This is a genomic window from Paenibacillus sp. F4 (assembly GCF_002894905.1).
Lineage (GTDB): Bacteria > Bacillota > Bacilli > Paenibacillales > Paenibacillaceae > Paenibacillus > Paenibacillus polymyxa_B.
This window is the reverse complement of sequence record NZ_POVS01000019.1, coordinates 186082-202459: the sequence shown is the minus strand read 5'-3', so window position 1 is coordinate 202459 and position 16378 is coordinate 186082. Positions and strand designations below refer to the sequence as shown.

21 protein-coding genes are annotated in these 16378 nt (G+C 41.3%); 19 read left to right on the top strand and 2 right to left on the bottom strand.

Annotated features, from left to right (window positions below; translation table 11 throughout):
• Window positions 1–76: 76 nt before the first annotated feature.
• Window positions 77–958, top strand: coding sequence for a diacylglycerol kinase (locus C1T21_RS22940; RefSeq protein WP_013308843.1), 882 nt, complete (start codon window positions 77–79; stop codon window positions 956–958).
• A gap of 222 nt (window positions 959–1180) precedes the next feature.
• A complete protein-coding gene (rlmD, locus tag C1T21_RS22935; protein WP_103049898.1) occupies window positions 1181–2773 on the top strand; it encodes a 23S rRNA (uracil(1939)-C(5))-methyltransferase RlmD in 1593 nt (530 codons plus the stop codon).
• 191 nt (window positions 2774–2964) lie between these two features.
• Here the strand turns inward: rlmD and C1T21_RS22930 are convergent, their stop codons facing one another.
• Both C1T21_RS22930 and C1T21_RS22925 read right to left on the bottom strand, forming a co-directional pair.
• On the bottom strand, window positions 2965–4173 hold the full coding sequence (locus C1T21_RS22930) for a site-specific integrase (protein ID WP_103049897.1): 1209 nt from the start codon (window positions 4171–4173) through the stop codon (window positions 2965–2967).
• 190 nt (window positions 4174–4363) lie between these two features.
• On the bottom strand, window positions 4364–4981 hold the full coding sequence (locus tag C1T21_RS22925) for a helix-turn-helix domain-containing protein (protein WP_103049896.1): 618 nt from the start codon (window positions 4979–4981) through the stop codon (window positions 4364–4366).
• 194 nt (window positions 4982–5175) lie between these two features.
• On the opposite strand from C1T21_RS22925, the gene C1T21_RS22920 reads away from it, so the two are divergent.
• The 17 genes from C1T21_RS22920 (at window position 5176) to C1T21_RS22840 (ending at window position 16354) form a co-directional block, all read left to right on the top strand.
• Window positions 5176–5355 (top strand): helix-turn-helix domain-containing protein, encoded by a 180-nt coding sequence (locus C1T21_RS22920; RefSeq protein ID WP_103049895.1) that lies wholly within the window; start codon window positions 5176–5178, stop codon window positions 5353–5355.
• Window positions 5356–5388: 33 nt separating this feature from the next.
• Window positions 5389–6072 (top strand): Rha family transcriptional regulator, encoded by a 684-nt coding sequence (locus C1T21_RS22915; RefSeq protein ID WP_103049894.1) that lies wholly within the window; start codon window positions 5389–5391, stop codon window positions 6070–6072.
• 132 nt (window positions 6073–6204) lie between these two features.
• Window positions 6205–7056 (top strand): hypothetical protein, encoded by an 852-nt coding sequence (locus tag C1T21_RS22910; RefSeq protein WP_103049893.1) that lies wholly within the window; start codon window positions 6205–6207, stop codon window positions 7054–7056.
• Window positions 7056–7307: a helix-turn-helix domain-containing protein gene (locus C1T21_RS22905; RefSeq protein ID WP_103049892.1), complete on the top strand. Its 252-nt coding sequence runs from the start codon at window positions 7056–7058 to the stop codon at window positions 7305–7307. Before C1T21_RS22910 ends, C1T21_RS22905 begins: the two co-directional genes overlap by 1 nt.
• Window positions 7308–7322: 15 nt before the next feature.
• On the top strand, window positions 7323–7556 hold the full coding sequence (locus C1T21_RS22900; protein ID WP_103049891.1) for a hypothetical protein: 234 nt from the start codon (window positions 7323–7325) through the stop codon (window positions 7554–7556).
• 94 nt (window positions 7557–7650) lie between these two features.
• Window positions 7651–8046, top strand: a complete 396-nt coding sequence (locus C1T21_RS22895) for a hypothetical protein (protein WP_103049890.1) — start codon at window positions 7651–7653, stop codon at window positions 8044–8046.
• Window positions 8047–8367: a hypothetical protein gene (locus tag C1T21_RS22890; RefSeq protein WP_103049889.1), complete on the top strand. Its 321-nt coding sequence runs from the start codon at window positions 8047–8049 to the stop codon at window positions 8365–8367.
• Window positions 8368–8375: 8 nt separating this feature from the next.
• Window positions 8376–9263, top strand: coding sequence for a hypothetical protein (locus tag C1T21_RS22885; RefSeq protein WP_103049888.1), 888 nt, complete (start codon window positions 8376–8378; stop codon window positions 9261–9263).
• 246 nt (window positions 9264–9509) lie between these two features.
• Window positions 9510–10790: a replicative DNA helicase gene (locus tag C1T21_RS22880; RefSeq protein ID WP_103049887.1), complete on the top strand. Its 1281-nt coding sequence runs from the start codon at window positions 9510–9512 to the stop codon at window positions 10788–10790.
• On the top strand, window positions 10747–11103 hold the full coding sequence (locus C1T21_RS22875; protein ID WP_103049886.1) for a hypothetical protein: 357 nt from the start codon (window positions 10747–10749) through the stop codon (window positions 11101–11103). The genes C1T21_RS22880 and C1T21_RS22875 overlap by 44 nt, the downstream gene beginning before the upstream one ends.
• Before the next feature lie 13 nt (window positions 11104–11116).
• Window positions 11117–11593: a hypothetical protein gene (locus C1T21_RS22870; RefSeq protein ID WP_103049885.1), complete on the top strand. Its 477-nt coding sequence runs from the start codon at window positions 11117–11119 to the stop codon at window positions 11591–11593.
• Window positions 11568–11975, top strand: coding sequence for a hypothetical protein (locus C1T21_RS22865; RefSeq protein WP_103049884.1), 408 nt, complete (start codon window positions 11568–11570; stop codon window positions 11973–11975). The genes C1T21_RS22870 and C1T21_RS22865 overlap by 26 nt, the downstream gene beginning before the upstream one ends.
• Window positions 11976–12476: 501 nt before the next feature.
• Window positions 12477–12833: a hypothetical protein gene (locus C1T21_RS22860; RefSeq protein ID WP_103049883.1), complete on the top strand. Its 357-nt coding sequence runs from the start codon at window positions 12477–12479 to the stop codon at window positions 12831–12833.
• A 215-nt stretch (window positions 12834–13048) separates the two neighbouring features.
• Window positions 13049–14761 carry an ATP-dependent nuclease gene (locus C1T21_RS22855; protein ID WP_103049882.1) on the top strand — a complete coding sequence of 571 codons (1713 nt, stop codon included), beginning with the start codon at window positions 13049–13051 and terminating at the stop codon, window positions 14759–14761.
• A gap of 400 nt (window positions 14762–15161) precedes the next feature.
• Complete coding sequence (locus tag C1T21_RS22850; protein ID WP_103049881.1) at window positions 15162–15410, top strand: hypothetical protein; 249 nt, start codon at window positions 15162–15164, stop codon at window positions 15408–15410.
• Window positions 15411–15556: 146 nt separating this feature from the next.
• The gene (locus tag C1T21_RS22845; protein ID WP_103049880.1) at window positions 15557–16030 is read left to right on the top strand and encodes a hypothetical protein; all 474 of its coding nucleotides are present in this window, start codon (window positions 15557–15559) and stop codon (window positions 16028–16030) included.
• 51 nt (window positions 16031–16081) lie between these two features.
• Entirely contained in the window at window positions 16082–16354 is a 273-nt protein-coding gene (locus tag C1T21_RS22840; protein ID WP_103049879.1) for a hypothetical protein, read from the top strand.
• Window positions 16355–16378 lie beyond the last annotated feature (24 nt).

Below are 16378 nucleotides of genomic sequence, written 5' to 3'. Positions count from 1 at the left end.
ATATTTTGTACAGACTGAATGTGATGAACTGCTATGTGAATATAAATATCATTAAATATACGGGTGGCGTAACGGAATGAAAAGAGCTAGATTAATCTATAATCCGACCTCTGGGCGTGAGGAAATGAAGCGTCGTCTTGCGGATGTTTTGCAGCGCCTAGATGAAGGGGGTATTGAAGCCTCTTGCCATGCAACTACGGGTGAAGGGGACGCAACGCGTGCCGCAATAGAGGCCATTGAGCGTGGGTATGACATGATTATCGCCGCTGGTGGCGACGGTACATTGTATGAGGTCATTAACGGGATGGCTGAAAGAGAAAACCGCCCGCCCCTAGGTGTGTTTCCTCTGGGGACGACGAATGATTTCGCCAGAGCACTGGGCATCCCCAAGCACTGGGAGGATTATTGCGACCTCGTTATTCGTCAAAATCCGAAACCGCTGGATATCGGAAAAGCGAACGACCGCTACTTTATCAACATTGCAGGCGGGGGAACTTTAACCGAGCTTACGTATGAAGTTCCGAGCAAGCTAAAAACGATGATTGGCCAGTTGGCGTATTATTTTAAAGGCATGGAGAAGATGGTCAGCCTTGCTCCACAGGAGCTGATCATCAAGGCTTCGGGTCAGGAAGTGATCCACGACGAGTTTATGCTCTTCCTGATTGCGAATACGAATTCGGTGGGCGGGTTTGAAAAGCTTGCTCCTGGGGCGACAATAGATGATGGGCTCCTCGATGTCATCGCTGTGCGGAAATGTAATCTGGCGGAAATGATCCGATTGGTAACCCTTGCGCTGCGTGGTGAGCATTTGCAAGATAAGAAGATTGTTTATTTTAAAACAGATTACATGGAAGTGACCTCACCCGGCTACGTCCAGCTTAATCTGGATGGCGAACTGGGGGGCACCTTGCCAGCGACGTTCCGGAATCTGCCGCATCATTTGAATGTTTTCCGGTGAGGAATGATGAGGAAATATTTCTGCTTCCGGACGGCAACGCAATATAGTATATGGAATGCAGAGTAGGTAGTTGTTTTTTTGTGTAAACATATTGGTTTTTGCCGTTCTCCGTGGGGAGTAACGGCATTTTCGAGTTGATGTTTGTATGTTTAGATGACCGTTCAAATTAGACGTCCGAAAGAAAATACCGCATAAAAAGAAGATCAGAAAGAAGTGACAATCATGACGAATAACCGTAGCGGACGTGGAAAAAGCCGCCGGAATGCAGCAACAGCAACTCCATCCAATCGTATTCGATCCAGTGTAGAGCGTAGCGATCTGCCTGTACAAAAGAACGATGAGGCCGTGATAGACATCATCGGCATGAACCACGATGGCGAGGGTGTAGGACGTGTCGAGGGTTTTACGCTGTTCGTTCCAGGTGCGTTACCGGGTGAAAAGGTTCGAGTAAAGGTGTTGAAAACGAAAAAGCAGTATGGCTATGCCAAGCTGCTGGATATCGTGCAGGCTAGCCCTGACCGGATCGCAGCTCCATGCGCCATCTACGATCAATGCGGCGGTTGTCAGATCCAGCATATGAGCTACGAAGCGCAGCTCAGCTGGAAACGCCAGCATGTCGTGGATGTGCTGGAGCGTATCGGGAAGCTGAGTGTGGCTACGGAGTCCAGTGAGCATACTGCACAGGTTTTGGCTGCTTCTGCGGATACAGATGGTGAGGCCGATACAGTCTCGACTTCTGATTCGGCCATGAATGCGGATGGAAATGCCGACAGCATGTCGCGTGTACATGGCGTAGTCGTGCATCCTACACTCGGTATGAGTGAGCCTTGGCGATACCGCAACAAAGCCCAGGTGCCGATTGGTGTCACCGAGGGTGGGCTTGTCGGCGGTTTCTACGCACGTGGCAGCCATCGAATTGTGGATATGAACACCTGTCTCATTCAGGATGAGCGTAATGACGAAGTTGTCGCACGTGTGAAAGAGATTGGCCGAATGCTGGGCATCAGTGCATATAATGAAGAAACCGGACGCGGGCTGCTGCGCCATGTCGTTGTAAAGACTGCTTTTCGCACGGGGGAAATGATGCTGGTGCTCGTGACGAATGGACGAGATATTCCACACGCAGATGCGTGGATCGGCAGTATCCGTGAGCATATCCCACACGTGGCAAGCATATGCCAGAACGTGAATACGAAGCGAACGAACGTTATTTTTGGCGACGAGACTCGTGTACTGTGGGGGCGTGACGTGATCTACGACTACATTGGAAACGTACAGTTTGCGATTTCCGCGAGATCCTTTTATCAGGTGAATCCCGTACAAACGGAAGTGCTGTATAGCAAAACCGTCGAATATGCCGGGCTCACGGGCAAAGAAACGGTAATTGATGCGTATTGCGGCATCGGCACGATTTCTTTGTTCCTCGCTCAGCATGCGGATCAGGTGTATGGGGTGGAGATCGTCAAAGAAGCCATCGACGATGCACGGAGCAATGCGCTGTTGAACGAAATGCGCAATGTGAAATTTGAGGTAGGCGCGTCCGAGGACGTCATTCCTGCATGGAAAGAGCAAGGCATCACCGCCGACGTTATCGTCGTTGATCCGCCCCGTAAGGGCTGTGATCCACGCCTACTCGACACCATTTTGGAGATGAAGCCAGAACGCGTGGTGTATGTATCCTGTAATCCAAGCACACTGGCGCGGGATTTAAGGATACTGGAGGATGGCGGGTACAGTACTGTGGAAGTGCAGCCCGTAGATATGTTTCCGCATACGGTGCATGTGGAAAGTATCGCTCTCCTTGTAAGTAATTAATACAGTTGAAAAAAAGGCTTTAATATCTGTGTTTTTATGTGATACAGGTTGGATTTAATTAATAATATAGGACTGTATCTTCTTATTGATGTGAATATGATGTGATAAAGACAGGTATTCCACGAAAAACAATGTCAAATTATACTGAAATATCACAAATGAGGTGTTGGCTATTTTTTGAGTCAGCGCCTTTATTTTTGTGTGCTAGCTTTTAAAGAAAGCAGATTTTCAAATTTATCGGCGGCGGCTTGATCAGCCGTTTGGAGAGCGTGTCCATAAATATTCATTGTTGTACTTATGCTGCCGTGACCGAGACGTTCAGAAATAATTTTGGCATGTACGCCTTGATTGATGAGTAGTGTTGCTGAAGTGTGCCGAAGATCATGAAATCGGATATATCTAAAGTTATTCTTCAGCACAAATTGCCTAAACCATAGATAAGGACGTTCATGATGGAATGCTTTTCCGTTAGCGTGGGCAAATACAAAGAAGTGATCCCCTCCAAACCAATTATCTGCCAATTTATCCCTTTCCCTTGCGCGGTATTTGTAATACTCTTTTAACTCCTCAAGAACAGACCTAGGCAATGCTACTTTACGCCGGGAATTCTTGGTTTTCGGTTCCTTAACTGAAGCTTTACCAGCTGTAGAAGATGATACGCTTTGTTTCACATCAATAACACCAGTTTTTAAGTTAATATGTTTCCATTCTAAACCAAGTAATTCACCACGCCTCAAGCCAGTTGTTAGCGCTAATGTAATCATTACCCGCCAATGATAAGGTTCTTTTTGAAGTGCTTCTAATAGTTGTTGTACCTCCTTCTCGTCATAGGGGATGATCTCTTTATATACAACCTTGGGCTTTTGAACATTGTTAGTAGGGTTGATTTTTATAATTCTCCATTCAATGGCACGCGAAAATATATTTTTTAAGATACGATGATGATATTGAATGGTACCAGATGACAAGGATCCTTTTTTGCGATCATGTCGGCTCCCCTCTTTGCTTAACGACTCCAGATAGTCTACAATGTGCAACGGTTTTACTTGATCTAGTCGCATATGTCCGAATACAGGAATTATATGCGTTTTAAGGCTGTTTTCGTATACATATAAGGTTCTTTCAGCAAGATGTTTGTTTGCATACTTCTCTCTCCATTCAGTAACAAAGTTTTTAAACGTCATTTTTTCCGGTGCAATGTACTCTCCAGCCAAAACCTCTTGTCTAAATTTTGAGTACTCGTCGTCTAAGTAATCTTGTAGACGTTTTTTAGTCTTAAGAAGTTTTTTATCATCAATTGTGACAGTCTTGGTTTTCCGTCCATATTTTCCACTTGCTTGTACTCCTGTGTATACAGTAAAAAACCATGAATTATCTCCTCTTTGCTGGATATTGGCCATCCTATTCACTCCTTTGGTTAAGATGTAGACACCCTTGTGTTTAGCCTGAAAACTTAAAGCAAAAGGGGGTTTTCAAGTCTTAGATACAGACTGCTTTTTTTAGTTTTAGGTTCGTTTTTATATTAAAACTGGAGATGAAAAATATATGATTTGGTCTTCTACTCATAGATATAAGATTATAAAAATTTAGTTATTCATCAAGTAATTTGTCTAACCCATCATCTTGATAATTCAAAAAAAATTCTATCTCTTTCTCAATAAACACATTGTCTAGAAATTTTATTTCTATGGAGTTTTTATTTATCTTTATCGGTACCTCATAGGTGTCATTTAATTCATTAACTGCAAAGTCGGTAATTGCATTAAAAATTTCTTGTCTGAAGATCAAAGGGATTTTTTCGAGATCAGATTTATCTTTAACAGAAAAAAAAATTTGTGAACGTTCTGGATAATGATCTGTATTTAATAATCCCTTTAATGTCATTACTGATTCGTTAAAATAAATCTCAACCTCGTAATAACTAGAATATTTCACTATGTTTAGTGTTCCAGGAGGAACCATCTTAATTTTATTTTTGCTTGGACTGGTAAATATAAAATTGATTCCTACATCTGCAAATGTGAATAATTCACAAGGGGTGACATCTAATAACTTACAAATAGCATCCATTGTCTCGAATTGAATTCCCTTGCCCGTATTATTTTGTAAAGCACTCAGTGTATTACGAGATAACCCCGTTCTCTCAGACAATTCAGAAATGTTTATTCCTCTCTCAGCCAATAATACTGCCAAGTTACATTTTATCATCGTTTATCACCTTTTCGTTTATATTTGCTTAAAAGTATATACAATTTGCTTAGTACATTCAACATTATGTATTGACACATTACTTGTCATTTGGTATCTTATAACCACCAAAATGATCAATACTATTATCAAAATGTTAATTGTAATGATCATATTGTTCTGTAATATAATCAAAATCGAAGGGAGGAGATATAATGGGGAAAATTACTTTGACAGTTAATGAAACGGCTGAATTAATTGGCGTATCACCTACCACTGTATATAACATGGCGAGAGAAGGACAAATACCTCACGTTAGAGTTAGGGCTCGTATCATTTTCCATCGTGACGTAATCGAGTGTTGGTTACGTGGTGAATATGTGAAAAATAACTGACGGTATTTTAACTGTTTAGAAAGGAGAGAAGGCATGAAAGAACTGGTAAGGATTAAAGAAAACGATGTTTTCACGAATAGTCTCATCATAGCTGAGAACGCACTCCTTCAACATCATTCAGTTACCCGTATTTTGAGAAATCACATAAAGGATTTTGAATTCTTTGGATCCTTGAGGTTTATGGATTTGAAATCCAAAAACTCAAATGGTGGTAGACCAATAAAAGTTTATGAGCTTAATGAGCAACAGGCGACATTACTCTTAACCTATTTGGATAATACCGTAACTGTCAGACTCTTCAAAAGGAACTTAGTCGATCAATTCTTTAAAATGAGATTCCTCTTACTCGAACGTCAGTCCAGTGAATGGCTCCAGACACGTAAACACGGAAAAATGTTACGCCGTCAAGAAACAGACGTCATTTCAGAGTTAATCATTTACGCGAAAAAACAAGGCAGCAAAAACGCTGACATGTTGTACATGAATTACTCCAAACTGGTGAATAGCTTGGTTGGGATTAAAGCTGGGCAACGTGAGTTAGCTACGGAGAAGGTTCTTTCGGTGATAGCACTAATTGAGGATCTAATCTTAAATACTGTTCAGGAAGAAATGTCTGCCGGGGTCTATTACAAGGAAATATACCAGCACTGTAAGGCAAAGGCGGCAAGCATAATGCAATATGTGTACCTTCCTGTGGAGCGGCTATTAATTGCATAAAGGAGCTACCACGATGACTCTGTCGGAACTGGCTCTTCAAACCATTGCAATACGCCGTCATCGTTCATAATATCCGCAAACAACTTGCTGTGGATACTAAGAAAGTTATCAAAGTAACTACGGGGTGAGGAAATGTTTGTAGTCATTCAAAAGTTGAAAAGGCGTAAAGCAAATCCTTACGGTACTTGTAAAGAATTAATTGTTGATAGCTACACTTTCACTATAGGTGAAGTAACTAAAACGAAATATACATGGCGGCATAGTTTCGAAAGATTCGAGCGGCCTAAAATGGATGCTTATAAAATCATGGTGCATCATAGCTACCGTGAAAATGGGCAGGTGAAGAAAAAACAGTGGACGATATGCACTATGAGCTACTACACGTTATTAGAGTTCTGGCCCGGTGACTGTCTGAACTCTAAATTACTTGAAGTGAAGTTGCAGGAAATGGGCATTAGTGAATCTGAATTGTGGGATATGGTCTATGAGAAACTAGATCCAATCATTGAAAGGATCAAGAAGGAGTTCCAAAGCACTCCAGAATACAAGGCAAAGCAAGAACAGGAAAAGATATTATCCCAGTACCACAAGGCTAAAAAAGAGTTCGAAGAATTGTATGGAGATAATACCTACGATTTTTGCTATGACGTTTTCGGCACCCTACGAAATAGGGAGTATCTTATAACCTTGGTAGACGCACAGGAAGAACGTGAAAAGAAAAGTAGTTACTACAGTTCTAATCAAAGTAACCACAGCGGTAGTTACTCGAACAATGATTATAGTAACTACGATTACAGCGATTTTTTTAAGAACTTTAGCGGTAGTTACCAAGGTTCCAATCAAAGTAACTACAGTGAGGACGATAAGAAAGTTCTTAAAAAAGTGTACCGCGTGCTATCAAAAAACTTTCATCCTGACATTACAAAAGATGATGGCGAAGCTATGAAGTTGATCAATAAGTTAAAGGAAGGTTGGGGGATATAGTGGCTAGAGATATTGCAAGCCAACTGACGTTGCAGGAAGCAAGGGAAAATTGCGGCAAGACGATTGAACGAGCAAGCGAACTGGCGGGCGTTCCTGTGAAAACCATAAAGCATTGGGAGGTAGATGCCACTCATGCAGAAATGTATGAGTTTCTGAGATTGCTTACCTATTACAAAACCTCAGTAAACCACGTATACGCAGGCAGGGCAGAAGACGTATACAAAGCCCGTAGAGAGGCGGTGAGTGTGTAAATGGAGATGGACCCAATGGTAATTGATCATATGAATTGTCATACAAGTATCACGAGCATCAAAGGGAAATTAATTGAAATCCTTTGTCGCGTTCAAGAAGATAGTATGTTTACGGGGGAGCATTTACAACATAAATTGTTCGAAGTTATATACGAGGCACAACAAGCCGAATCTATTCATTTTGGAGTGGTCAAAGAGTTTTTCGATGAACAAACAAAAAGCCTTAACAATACCTTGGCGGGGCGTTAAGGCAACACACATTACGGGACAAGCCCACGCGCACATTATAAATCATGTATTCGTAGAGTGCAAGGGCTGTCTCAATAAGGGGAGAGCACGATCGGTGAATAAAATTATGATGATTGATAACGAAATTGTCGGAATTACATTGAGAAAGATGCAGAATCAAGATTCAACTGAGCAAGAAAAAACACTAGCCAACTTCTATGAAGTAGGTATGAAAGAGGTCTTGTACGAAACAGCTCTTTCTCATTATCTTACGCAAAGACCTATGAAATTGAAACGCCCTGACATTATTGACGCTAATAAGAAGCTAACCGTCGAATTTGGTAATTTGTATGACCAATTGAACAGTGAAGCTAAGGATGCACTTTCTACTTTGGAAGATGCCTTTATCGAGGCTCATGCGCTGGAAATGGAAGAATCCTTTGTAATAGGATTTATTGCTGGATATAGAATGCTCAAAGGCCTGAACGTTTCCAGACGGGAGGGATTTTGAATGAACATGGTAAAGGCTAGTGAACAACCTTGGGAGTTTGAAATGTTCGAACTTCTTACGGGATATCCCAAATTACCTGATAGTGCATTTCAAGGTAAGTATCATCACATTAAATTTAATTGGACTCAATTTACTATTCGTTCAAATGAAATGGTCGAAGCGGCTTACCTTGCTATCATGCCTTTTACTGATTCGTCAGAACGGGAACAGTTCGCAGCTCAGTATATATATCGCATTTTAGAGCCGGGCTATGAAACGGCAATATGTAGTTTCTTTGAAGCTGCTTTTGGGCTTGAAGGAATGGAATACCTAAAAGAGTAGGTGGAAATATGGCAGGGAAAGGATGGATAAGGCTGCATCGAAAGATCATGGACAATCCCATTTTTAACGATATGCAGCTTTATCGTCTATGGTCAATCTGTTTGCTGGAGGCAAGTTACGCAGAGCATTACCAACCGATCGGGCGGCAAACTGTTCTTGTCCAACCCGGTCAATTTGTTACCGGAAGATTCGAGCTTGAAACCACGTATAATCGCGGTTTGAAAAGAAAAGAAAAAGTTTCAGATTCTACAGTTTGGCGGTGGATGAAGAAGCTTGAAACAGATGGTTTTTTGACGATAGAAGCGAACAACAAATTTTCAGTCATAACCGTTGATAATTGGGCCTTTTATCAGGGCGAAGACGAACAAAATGAACAACAGTTTGAACATCAAAATGAACAGCTAGTGAACAGCAAACGAACATCAAATGAACAGCTAGTGAACACAAACAATAAAGGTAATAAGGGGAATAAGGGAGACAAGGGAGAGAAAAGAGATATAAAAGACTTTTCCGCCGAAATTGAAAATTTCCGCTCTCGCTATTCTCCAGAGCATTTAAAACTGGTTGACGAGTATCTTGATTTCATTCGAGAGACAAGGACAACTCGAAGAATATCCGATAGCATCATTCACAAAATCATGGCCTATTTTGATAAATACTCATTCGTTCGTGTGGAATACGCAATAAGAACCCATATGAACATGACTGAAAAGAAAAGCGCTCAGGAAGCTTATACCTTCGGGATTGTCAGAAAGACAACAGAACAGGAAGCGGCTAAGAAGTTGCCAGCACTTAGGGAACAAGTGATGAATCAGAACGGAGGTATTAAGCAGCCGGGGAATCGGCTTACTCCTGAGCAATTAAGACAGCTTGAGGAAGGAGACGACAGTCCGTGAACCACGGTGAAGTGAATAAATTACTGGAGCTGATTGGAGAGTTTTTCCCTATCAACATTACTCCAGAGAAATTGAAAGCGTGGTGGGAGGTCATTGGGCATGTTGAATACGGTCCAGCGAGGAAAGCCGTGATTCATTGTCTCCAAGAATCTGATTTTATACCGCGTCCATCGCAAGTCCTGAAACGGATGCCAAAAATAAATGAACTCGTGAAATTAAGTTCCGGGGAAGGGGATTTCTTCGATCATGTTTACCGAACACAATCTGAGAGAAACGCAGCCGAGCGAAGAACTGCTAGGAAACTTCCTGAAAGACCCGACTCTATACCGGGCGAATAAACATCTTTTGTCGCCTGATTTGTTTGGCGAATACACTTGGCTGTATCACTTGATTCAAGAAGTAGACGAGCAAGAGGGGTTGTCTTACAAAGGGGTAGTTTCCCGTTGCGATGCAGACCGCATTAAGGTGTTGATGGAATTTCGTCAAGCTGCTTTCAACGAAAACCGTGTTCCTCTTTTAATCCGCACGCTCAAGAAGGACAGGCTGGCGGGGGACATTCTTTCCCTAGCTAACGAATTACGCAGCAGGACGGTGGAGGGTGAAGACCCGGACACTATTCTGAGGGATATTCAAAACGTCGCCTTTACTCTTGAGACGAGTGAAAGCGGAGGGATGGGCGACCCGAGCAGAGACGTGGACGAGTGGAGCGAATACATGCTGAAACTGGCAGAGGACCCGACACTAGCCTATGGGCTTATGACTGGTTTAAGACCTCTCGACTCCATTACGACAGGCTGGCATAGACAAGATTTTTCCGTAGTGGGCGCTTGGACGAGCATGGGGAAAACGGCCTTCACCATCGAAAATGTTCTACGCCTGAACAATGCTGGGTACAAGTGCGCTATGTTCTCTCTTGAAATGATCAAACGGCAGATTTACACACGAATGATGGCTAACAAACTTGAAGTAGATTTAGAGCAATTCAGAACAGGCCGCTTGGCTAAACACCATTACCAAGAACGCATGATCCGTGAAAAGGAAGCTCTGAAAAGCATTTATGTAGACGACACACGGGGAATAAGCGCAGATTACATCGTGGACGTGATGCGCCGTCTAAAACGAACGCAGGGCCTTGATTTTGTCGTTGTGGATTACCTTCAAGATGTTAAGGAGCATGGCGAACAAAACGACAACGGTGGTAGTGCATTGGCTCGTGTATGCCGCAAGCTGAGGGCATCGGCTAAAGAAATGGATTGTCACGTAATGGGACTATCTCAGGTAACGCGGGGAGTCAATGAACGACAAGACAAGCGTCCTTTGGTATCTGACTTGGCAGGAAGTACGGGAATTGAAACATCTGCTGATGTAATCGCCTTACTGTATCGGGATGATTACTATAACGCTGCTTCAGACAAGAAAGGTATTCTCGAAGTGAATTTTGCCAAACAGCGTAACGGAAAGCTTGGGGTGGTGGAACTGGCCTATGATCGAACCATGCAGACCATCCGAGACATTTACCATTATTAACGAACTGATAGATCGGTATCAAGAAGTGTTCAACCGACAAATTACACTCGCCTACGAAACAGGTCAAATGGATAGCGATACTTATAAACGGTTTGTTGTGATCGAATGTGATGCAGTTTCCCTTGATGCAGTCTACGACCATTTTGATCAACTTTTTCATGAATTGGCTGATTATCATCGGGGACGGCTAAAAGAACGGATTTTCAAAGGTGCTGAATTTATAGATTCGCTCGACCGATCAGATCCGCGCCGACCAGCAGCTTTAAATAAATATGATGCTTTGTGCGAACGCCTGCGGCAAAGCGAAAAATAAGGAGGATACGGTTATGTTGAATTTATTTCACCCTATAAGTCAAAAAAGTCTGACCGGAACTGTTCACCAACATCGGCGGCTAGAAAGTTCGCTTATCCCTATGGGAGACGTTTTGGGAGAAGTGGGAACACAGGCAGGAGAATTGCGGGTAGCGACCACATCACAAGGGCAAGACCACAGACGTGGTAAAGCATTGAAACACATAGAAACTCGCCGCCGACTGGTATACAACAGACCGGACAATGAATGGGGTGTATATGAGCTTTGCAAGGCAGTCTATGAGCTTGCAGAGATTGATCAAGTGGATTTTAACGGGGCAGACCTGATTGAAAAAATGATGCTTCTTCGGAAACTTGTCCCCTTTGTCTCCAGTTCCGCTTTGCAGATTGGAGTAACCGAATACCACGATTCCCGAAACCGACAAGGCTGGGGAATGGACTTCTTGAAATGCGAGGGAATGAACTATGGGTTTGCAAATAAAAGCCATTGAAGCCGCTCAGCAGATTCAGGACATTTTGAGAGAGGTCAAGACGGCCTATAAAAAAAGTGATCGGGAAGTAAAATACTACGATCATGAATGCGCGGATATAATTCATGCGCTGGAGTTCATTGAGCTAGATGCCGAGACAGCTTGTGCGCTCTGTCAGCAGCTTCGAGATAATAGGAAAAGGCGTAGAGAGGCCAAGAACGAACGAGAGCGCCTACAGCCCTTATATGAAGTCTCAGAAGGACACCCATATTTGATATATGAGTTTGAAAGAGCAAAATGGAGAACTGAAAGGATTGAATGCATACAGAAGCATCGCATGTACACACCACGTATTAGAACGGATCTGCAACAGGCGTTTGACAGGGTGAATTGTAGAGACTGAAGTCCTTTAAGGACTTTGGTTTAAAGGAAGATTGCTGTCGACCAGACCGACCGCAATTCCCGCTATCCCTTCAACGGATAGCGACATTAGTCTCTGCAACCAAATTACAAAAAAACACGGATTTTGCAACCAACAGATCTATTCACGCAATTTCAGTAAATTGAATTGCTACCAACTCGGATTCGCAAGATGTTGCGAAGCAAGTCGTCAAAATGACGTTTCGTAGCCAGAAGTGGCAACGGCAACCGTGCCCACAAGTGGGCATGATCCGTTTTCCCCAGAAGTGGGGATGAAACGAAATGGGTGTCACCAACTTTGGGGAGGCCCAATAGATGAATATTTTCGCCCACAAATGGTCGAAGACCTCCCAAGACAGTCGGACATGGTGATTCACCATGTCAGGAATTTAAAAGGTGCGTTAAATATGACGCTCACACATTGGGCCTTTTGACTTAAAAGTTCTTAAAAAGTGAAAGGAGCGATCGATTGGAGGCGATGCAAATGGAATTATTCCCGACAGCAAATAGGTCAGACATGCAGCTGGCTCGAAGCCTTTTGAATCGGTACACCAGGATGCGTAAAACCGTTGATAGCCTGTCCGCTAGGAATGCAATAGGTGAGAAAGAACGACTAGTTATGGAGGAATACAGACGAAAAACAGAGGCTGTAGAAATGGCTGTGAGCCTTATTATGGACGATAACGTTCGCCGGGTAATGGAATTCCGGTTTATCAGAGGAAATACGCGCTGGGGGACTGTGAGCCGGTTCAGTAGCATAACAGACCGATCAGTTGACAGGCGAATTGTGCGCGGAGTGGAATCGGTTGCAGAAACACTGAAGTTGATTGGTTTAATATAAATCGTTAGAAAAAAGTTCTTCCAGACATGGAGGAGCTTCTTTTTTGACTGTGGTAAAAGTACCTAAGGCATCTAAAATTAAATGTGGAAAATTAATGAATGCTATTTATATAATATAGAATATTATGCATATATTTTTTTGTGGATTCCTCTTCTTGATTATTAACTGGGGTGAGTATGTATTAATAGAATAACTTTAAGGAGAATGACAATAAGATGAAAATAATAAATGTATCCGTAAAAAAATACAAAAGCATTAAAGAATCAGGTGAAATTCATTTACATAATAAAATTAACGTATTAGCAGGAAAGAATAATACGGGAAAATCAGCTTTTATTGAGGCTATATATAAAGTTATTAACGGGGATCTTGTTGATCACATTTCCTTTAACCCTGAATTAATAGAAATAGTTATAGAAATTAATGTATCAACCGAAGAATTAAATTTTATAAATCAAAATGTTCAATCGGATTATAGTATGCCAGATTTTGAGAGACTTAGATTGACCATTAATTACGATAATATAGGAAATTATACGATTATAAAAAAAACAGAATTGTGTTATAACAATACTTTTATAATTTTATATCAGAATAATTCTATAAGCGGTAGAACAGAATATCTGTTTACAAATTTACATGGGCATGACCAAGCTTATACTGGAAGTCTCCCGACGTTTTTAAATAACACTTATTTTTTGTTGAAAAATAAACTGGTCTACATAAGTGGTTCAAGATATGTACCAATGACAGAAGGTTCTAACTTACATAGTTCCTTATTTATTGACGGAACCAATCTTAATGCATTTCTTTATACTTTACATAACAATGAGGAGAGGATCTTTGATAAGATTAAAAGAACATTCACTCAAATATTTACTGATGTTACTTCTATAAGTACACCTATTAATGATAATAATAATACACATATTAGTATATATTTTGAAGGTATTGAGAACCCGATTCCTTTATCGAGTTGCGGTAGCGGGTATACTCATGTTTTATTACTTTTGTGTGTTCTATTTACTAAAAAAGATAGTGTTGTTTTATTTGATGAACCACAGGTTTTTTTGCATCCTTCAGCAGAAAAAGCTATATATGATTTAGTTAATGATATTGGAGAACACCAATATTTATTTACCACTCATTCTCCAATTCTAATTAATTACCCTGTGGAAAAGTATTTATATCATGTTAGAAAGATAAATGGGTACAGTATTTTTACACAATTGGAACAAATGCAAGAAATACTGTTTGATATAGGTGTTAGCAATAGTGATTATGCATTGTCTGACAAAATAATATTTGTGGAAGGTGAGACAGAGGAACTTGTAATTCCTATAATCCTTTCTCATTATGGGTTGAAACAGATCGGATATAACTACAGAATATTGAATATGAAGGGAACCGGTAAGGAGTTTAATAAAAAAACAGCTATGAATAGTCACAGAGAAAAGCTTGATTTAATCTTAGGAGGGGTATCTCAAAGCCCAATTCCTTATAAGATAATTATTGATGCTGACAATAAGACAGAAGAAAAAATTAAAGAATTAAGAGATAATTACTCGGATAATATTATTATTTTGGATAGAAGGGAATATGAAAATTACTTTTTAGATTGTTATCGAGAGTTGGCTGAAATTATTAATCTTGAATTAGAAGAAGAAAGAATTAACCCAGAAGAAATAAAATATGAGATAGATTCTATAACATCGAATACAACTGATAGAAAATTATTTCCCCGAGATTCAATGGAAATATATAAAGATGTTGTAGGTAGTGAAGTTTTGGAACGGTTATTTGAAAAATACTCATTAACATATAATAAGGTAAAACATGGGTTACACTTAACTAATTTAGTGTTAGAAAACACTCCTGAAAAATTAGAGTTCTTTAGAAACGAGCTAGAGGGTTTTTTACAGAGTTAAGAAATGAAGAAAGTAGTGATCAGAAAAACAGGATCAATCACACTATTTTAACGTCTGTACCGCGTCTGTAGTACGTCCGCACAACGTCTGTAGTTCGGAATTAAAGTAGGGACATAGGGTTAACGCCCGGGTGTCCCTGCTGTCCCTTACCACGGCAGGACTCGTCCACGCTTAAAGGCACCGCTTTGAACACAGGGTGATAGAGCACTGAGTTGCGGTGGTGTGGAAGCGGGGAAGGAATAGGTTAGAGTCCTTTCCAGGCGCTCCGCCCGGGCGCGGTAGAACTACGGGCAAAAAGTAAATAATCACTCATGACCTTCATGGTAGAAAGTATTGAGTGAAAAGAAGACGAAAAGCGACGGGAAACCGCCGCTTTTTTGCGTTCAAAGGAGGAAACGACATGAGCTATGCATATTTGGACAACACAGGTATTCTTCATCTGCATCCGCTGGAGCGGGAGGCACAGAAACACGGTAAATACGTGGAAACCAACCTGGAGTATGACGACAGCGGTTTTCCGATCATCGGTGACGAAGGCGTGGTGTACTACCCAAATGAGGGTACAGCCTACATCAAAGGTAACAAAGCCAAAGGTCAAAGCATTGCAGTACCGAACGTGCTCAAGCAGTTGGCTGACAAACTCAAGTAACACCTTTTTCCCGGCTTAGTCCGGGGATATGACACATACAGGATTATAGCGGTTCGATTCCGCTGTGTGTCTTAATATCTGTTTACGATTATAAGAAACGTGCTGTAAAATGTCGGATAAACACACCTTAGAGGATGGTACAGCCGATGATAATGGATCGTGAACAATTTAGAGTGCATTTGAAAGAGGGTAATCGCAAAGGCTTGCCTCTCATAAAAATGATCGCATTCAAAGCAAAATACGTTAAAATGGATCAAATGGATTTCGAGACACATTTCGATAATCTCTTGAGTGTGCGCCTTAGCAACGTCTTAGCGAGCGAGTTTCAAGGCAAATCGTTCCAAGAATTCGCTAACCACAAATTATCCTATTATTCAGGGCTAAGAAACATGGGTAAGTTAACGTTTTATGAATTTCTGGACGTACTGTACGATATGGCTGTTCCAATACAGTTAGACTACAAAAGCAACGAATACTATACTGTTACTCAGCTCGCTAATATCTTGGTAGCTAAAGAAGAAGATATAATAAGACAGTTAGAATCAGGTCGATACAAAGATGCATTCATCAATGAGCAAGGTGAATGGCTGAAGCCGAAGCCGCCTGAAAATGAATACTAATATCTCAGTCGCCAATAGGCGGCTTTTTTATTTGCTGAAAGGGTGATATTAATGGCGAAGTATAGTAAAAAGCCTATAGAGGTTGAAGCGATTCAATATGATGCAACCAAGTACCGTGAAGCTGCTGAGTGGGCGAAGGGGCTAATTGGAAATAAGCCTTCAAAGATAATCGAAGTTGCCGAAGATGAGCGCATATTCATATCAACGGCAGGAGGTAATATGACTGCTTATCATGGGGATTTCATCATTTTTGGGCTCGGTGATGAGTTTTATTCAGTTCCACCGGAAATATTCCATGCAAGTTATGACGAGGTGAGTTCATGAAACTCTATACAGACGGAACCATAG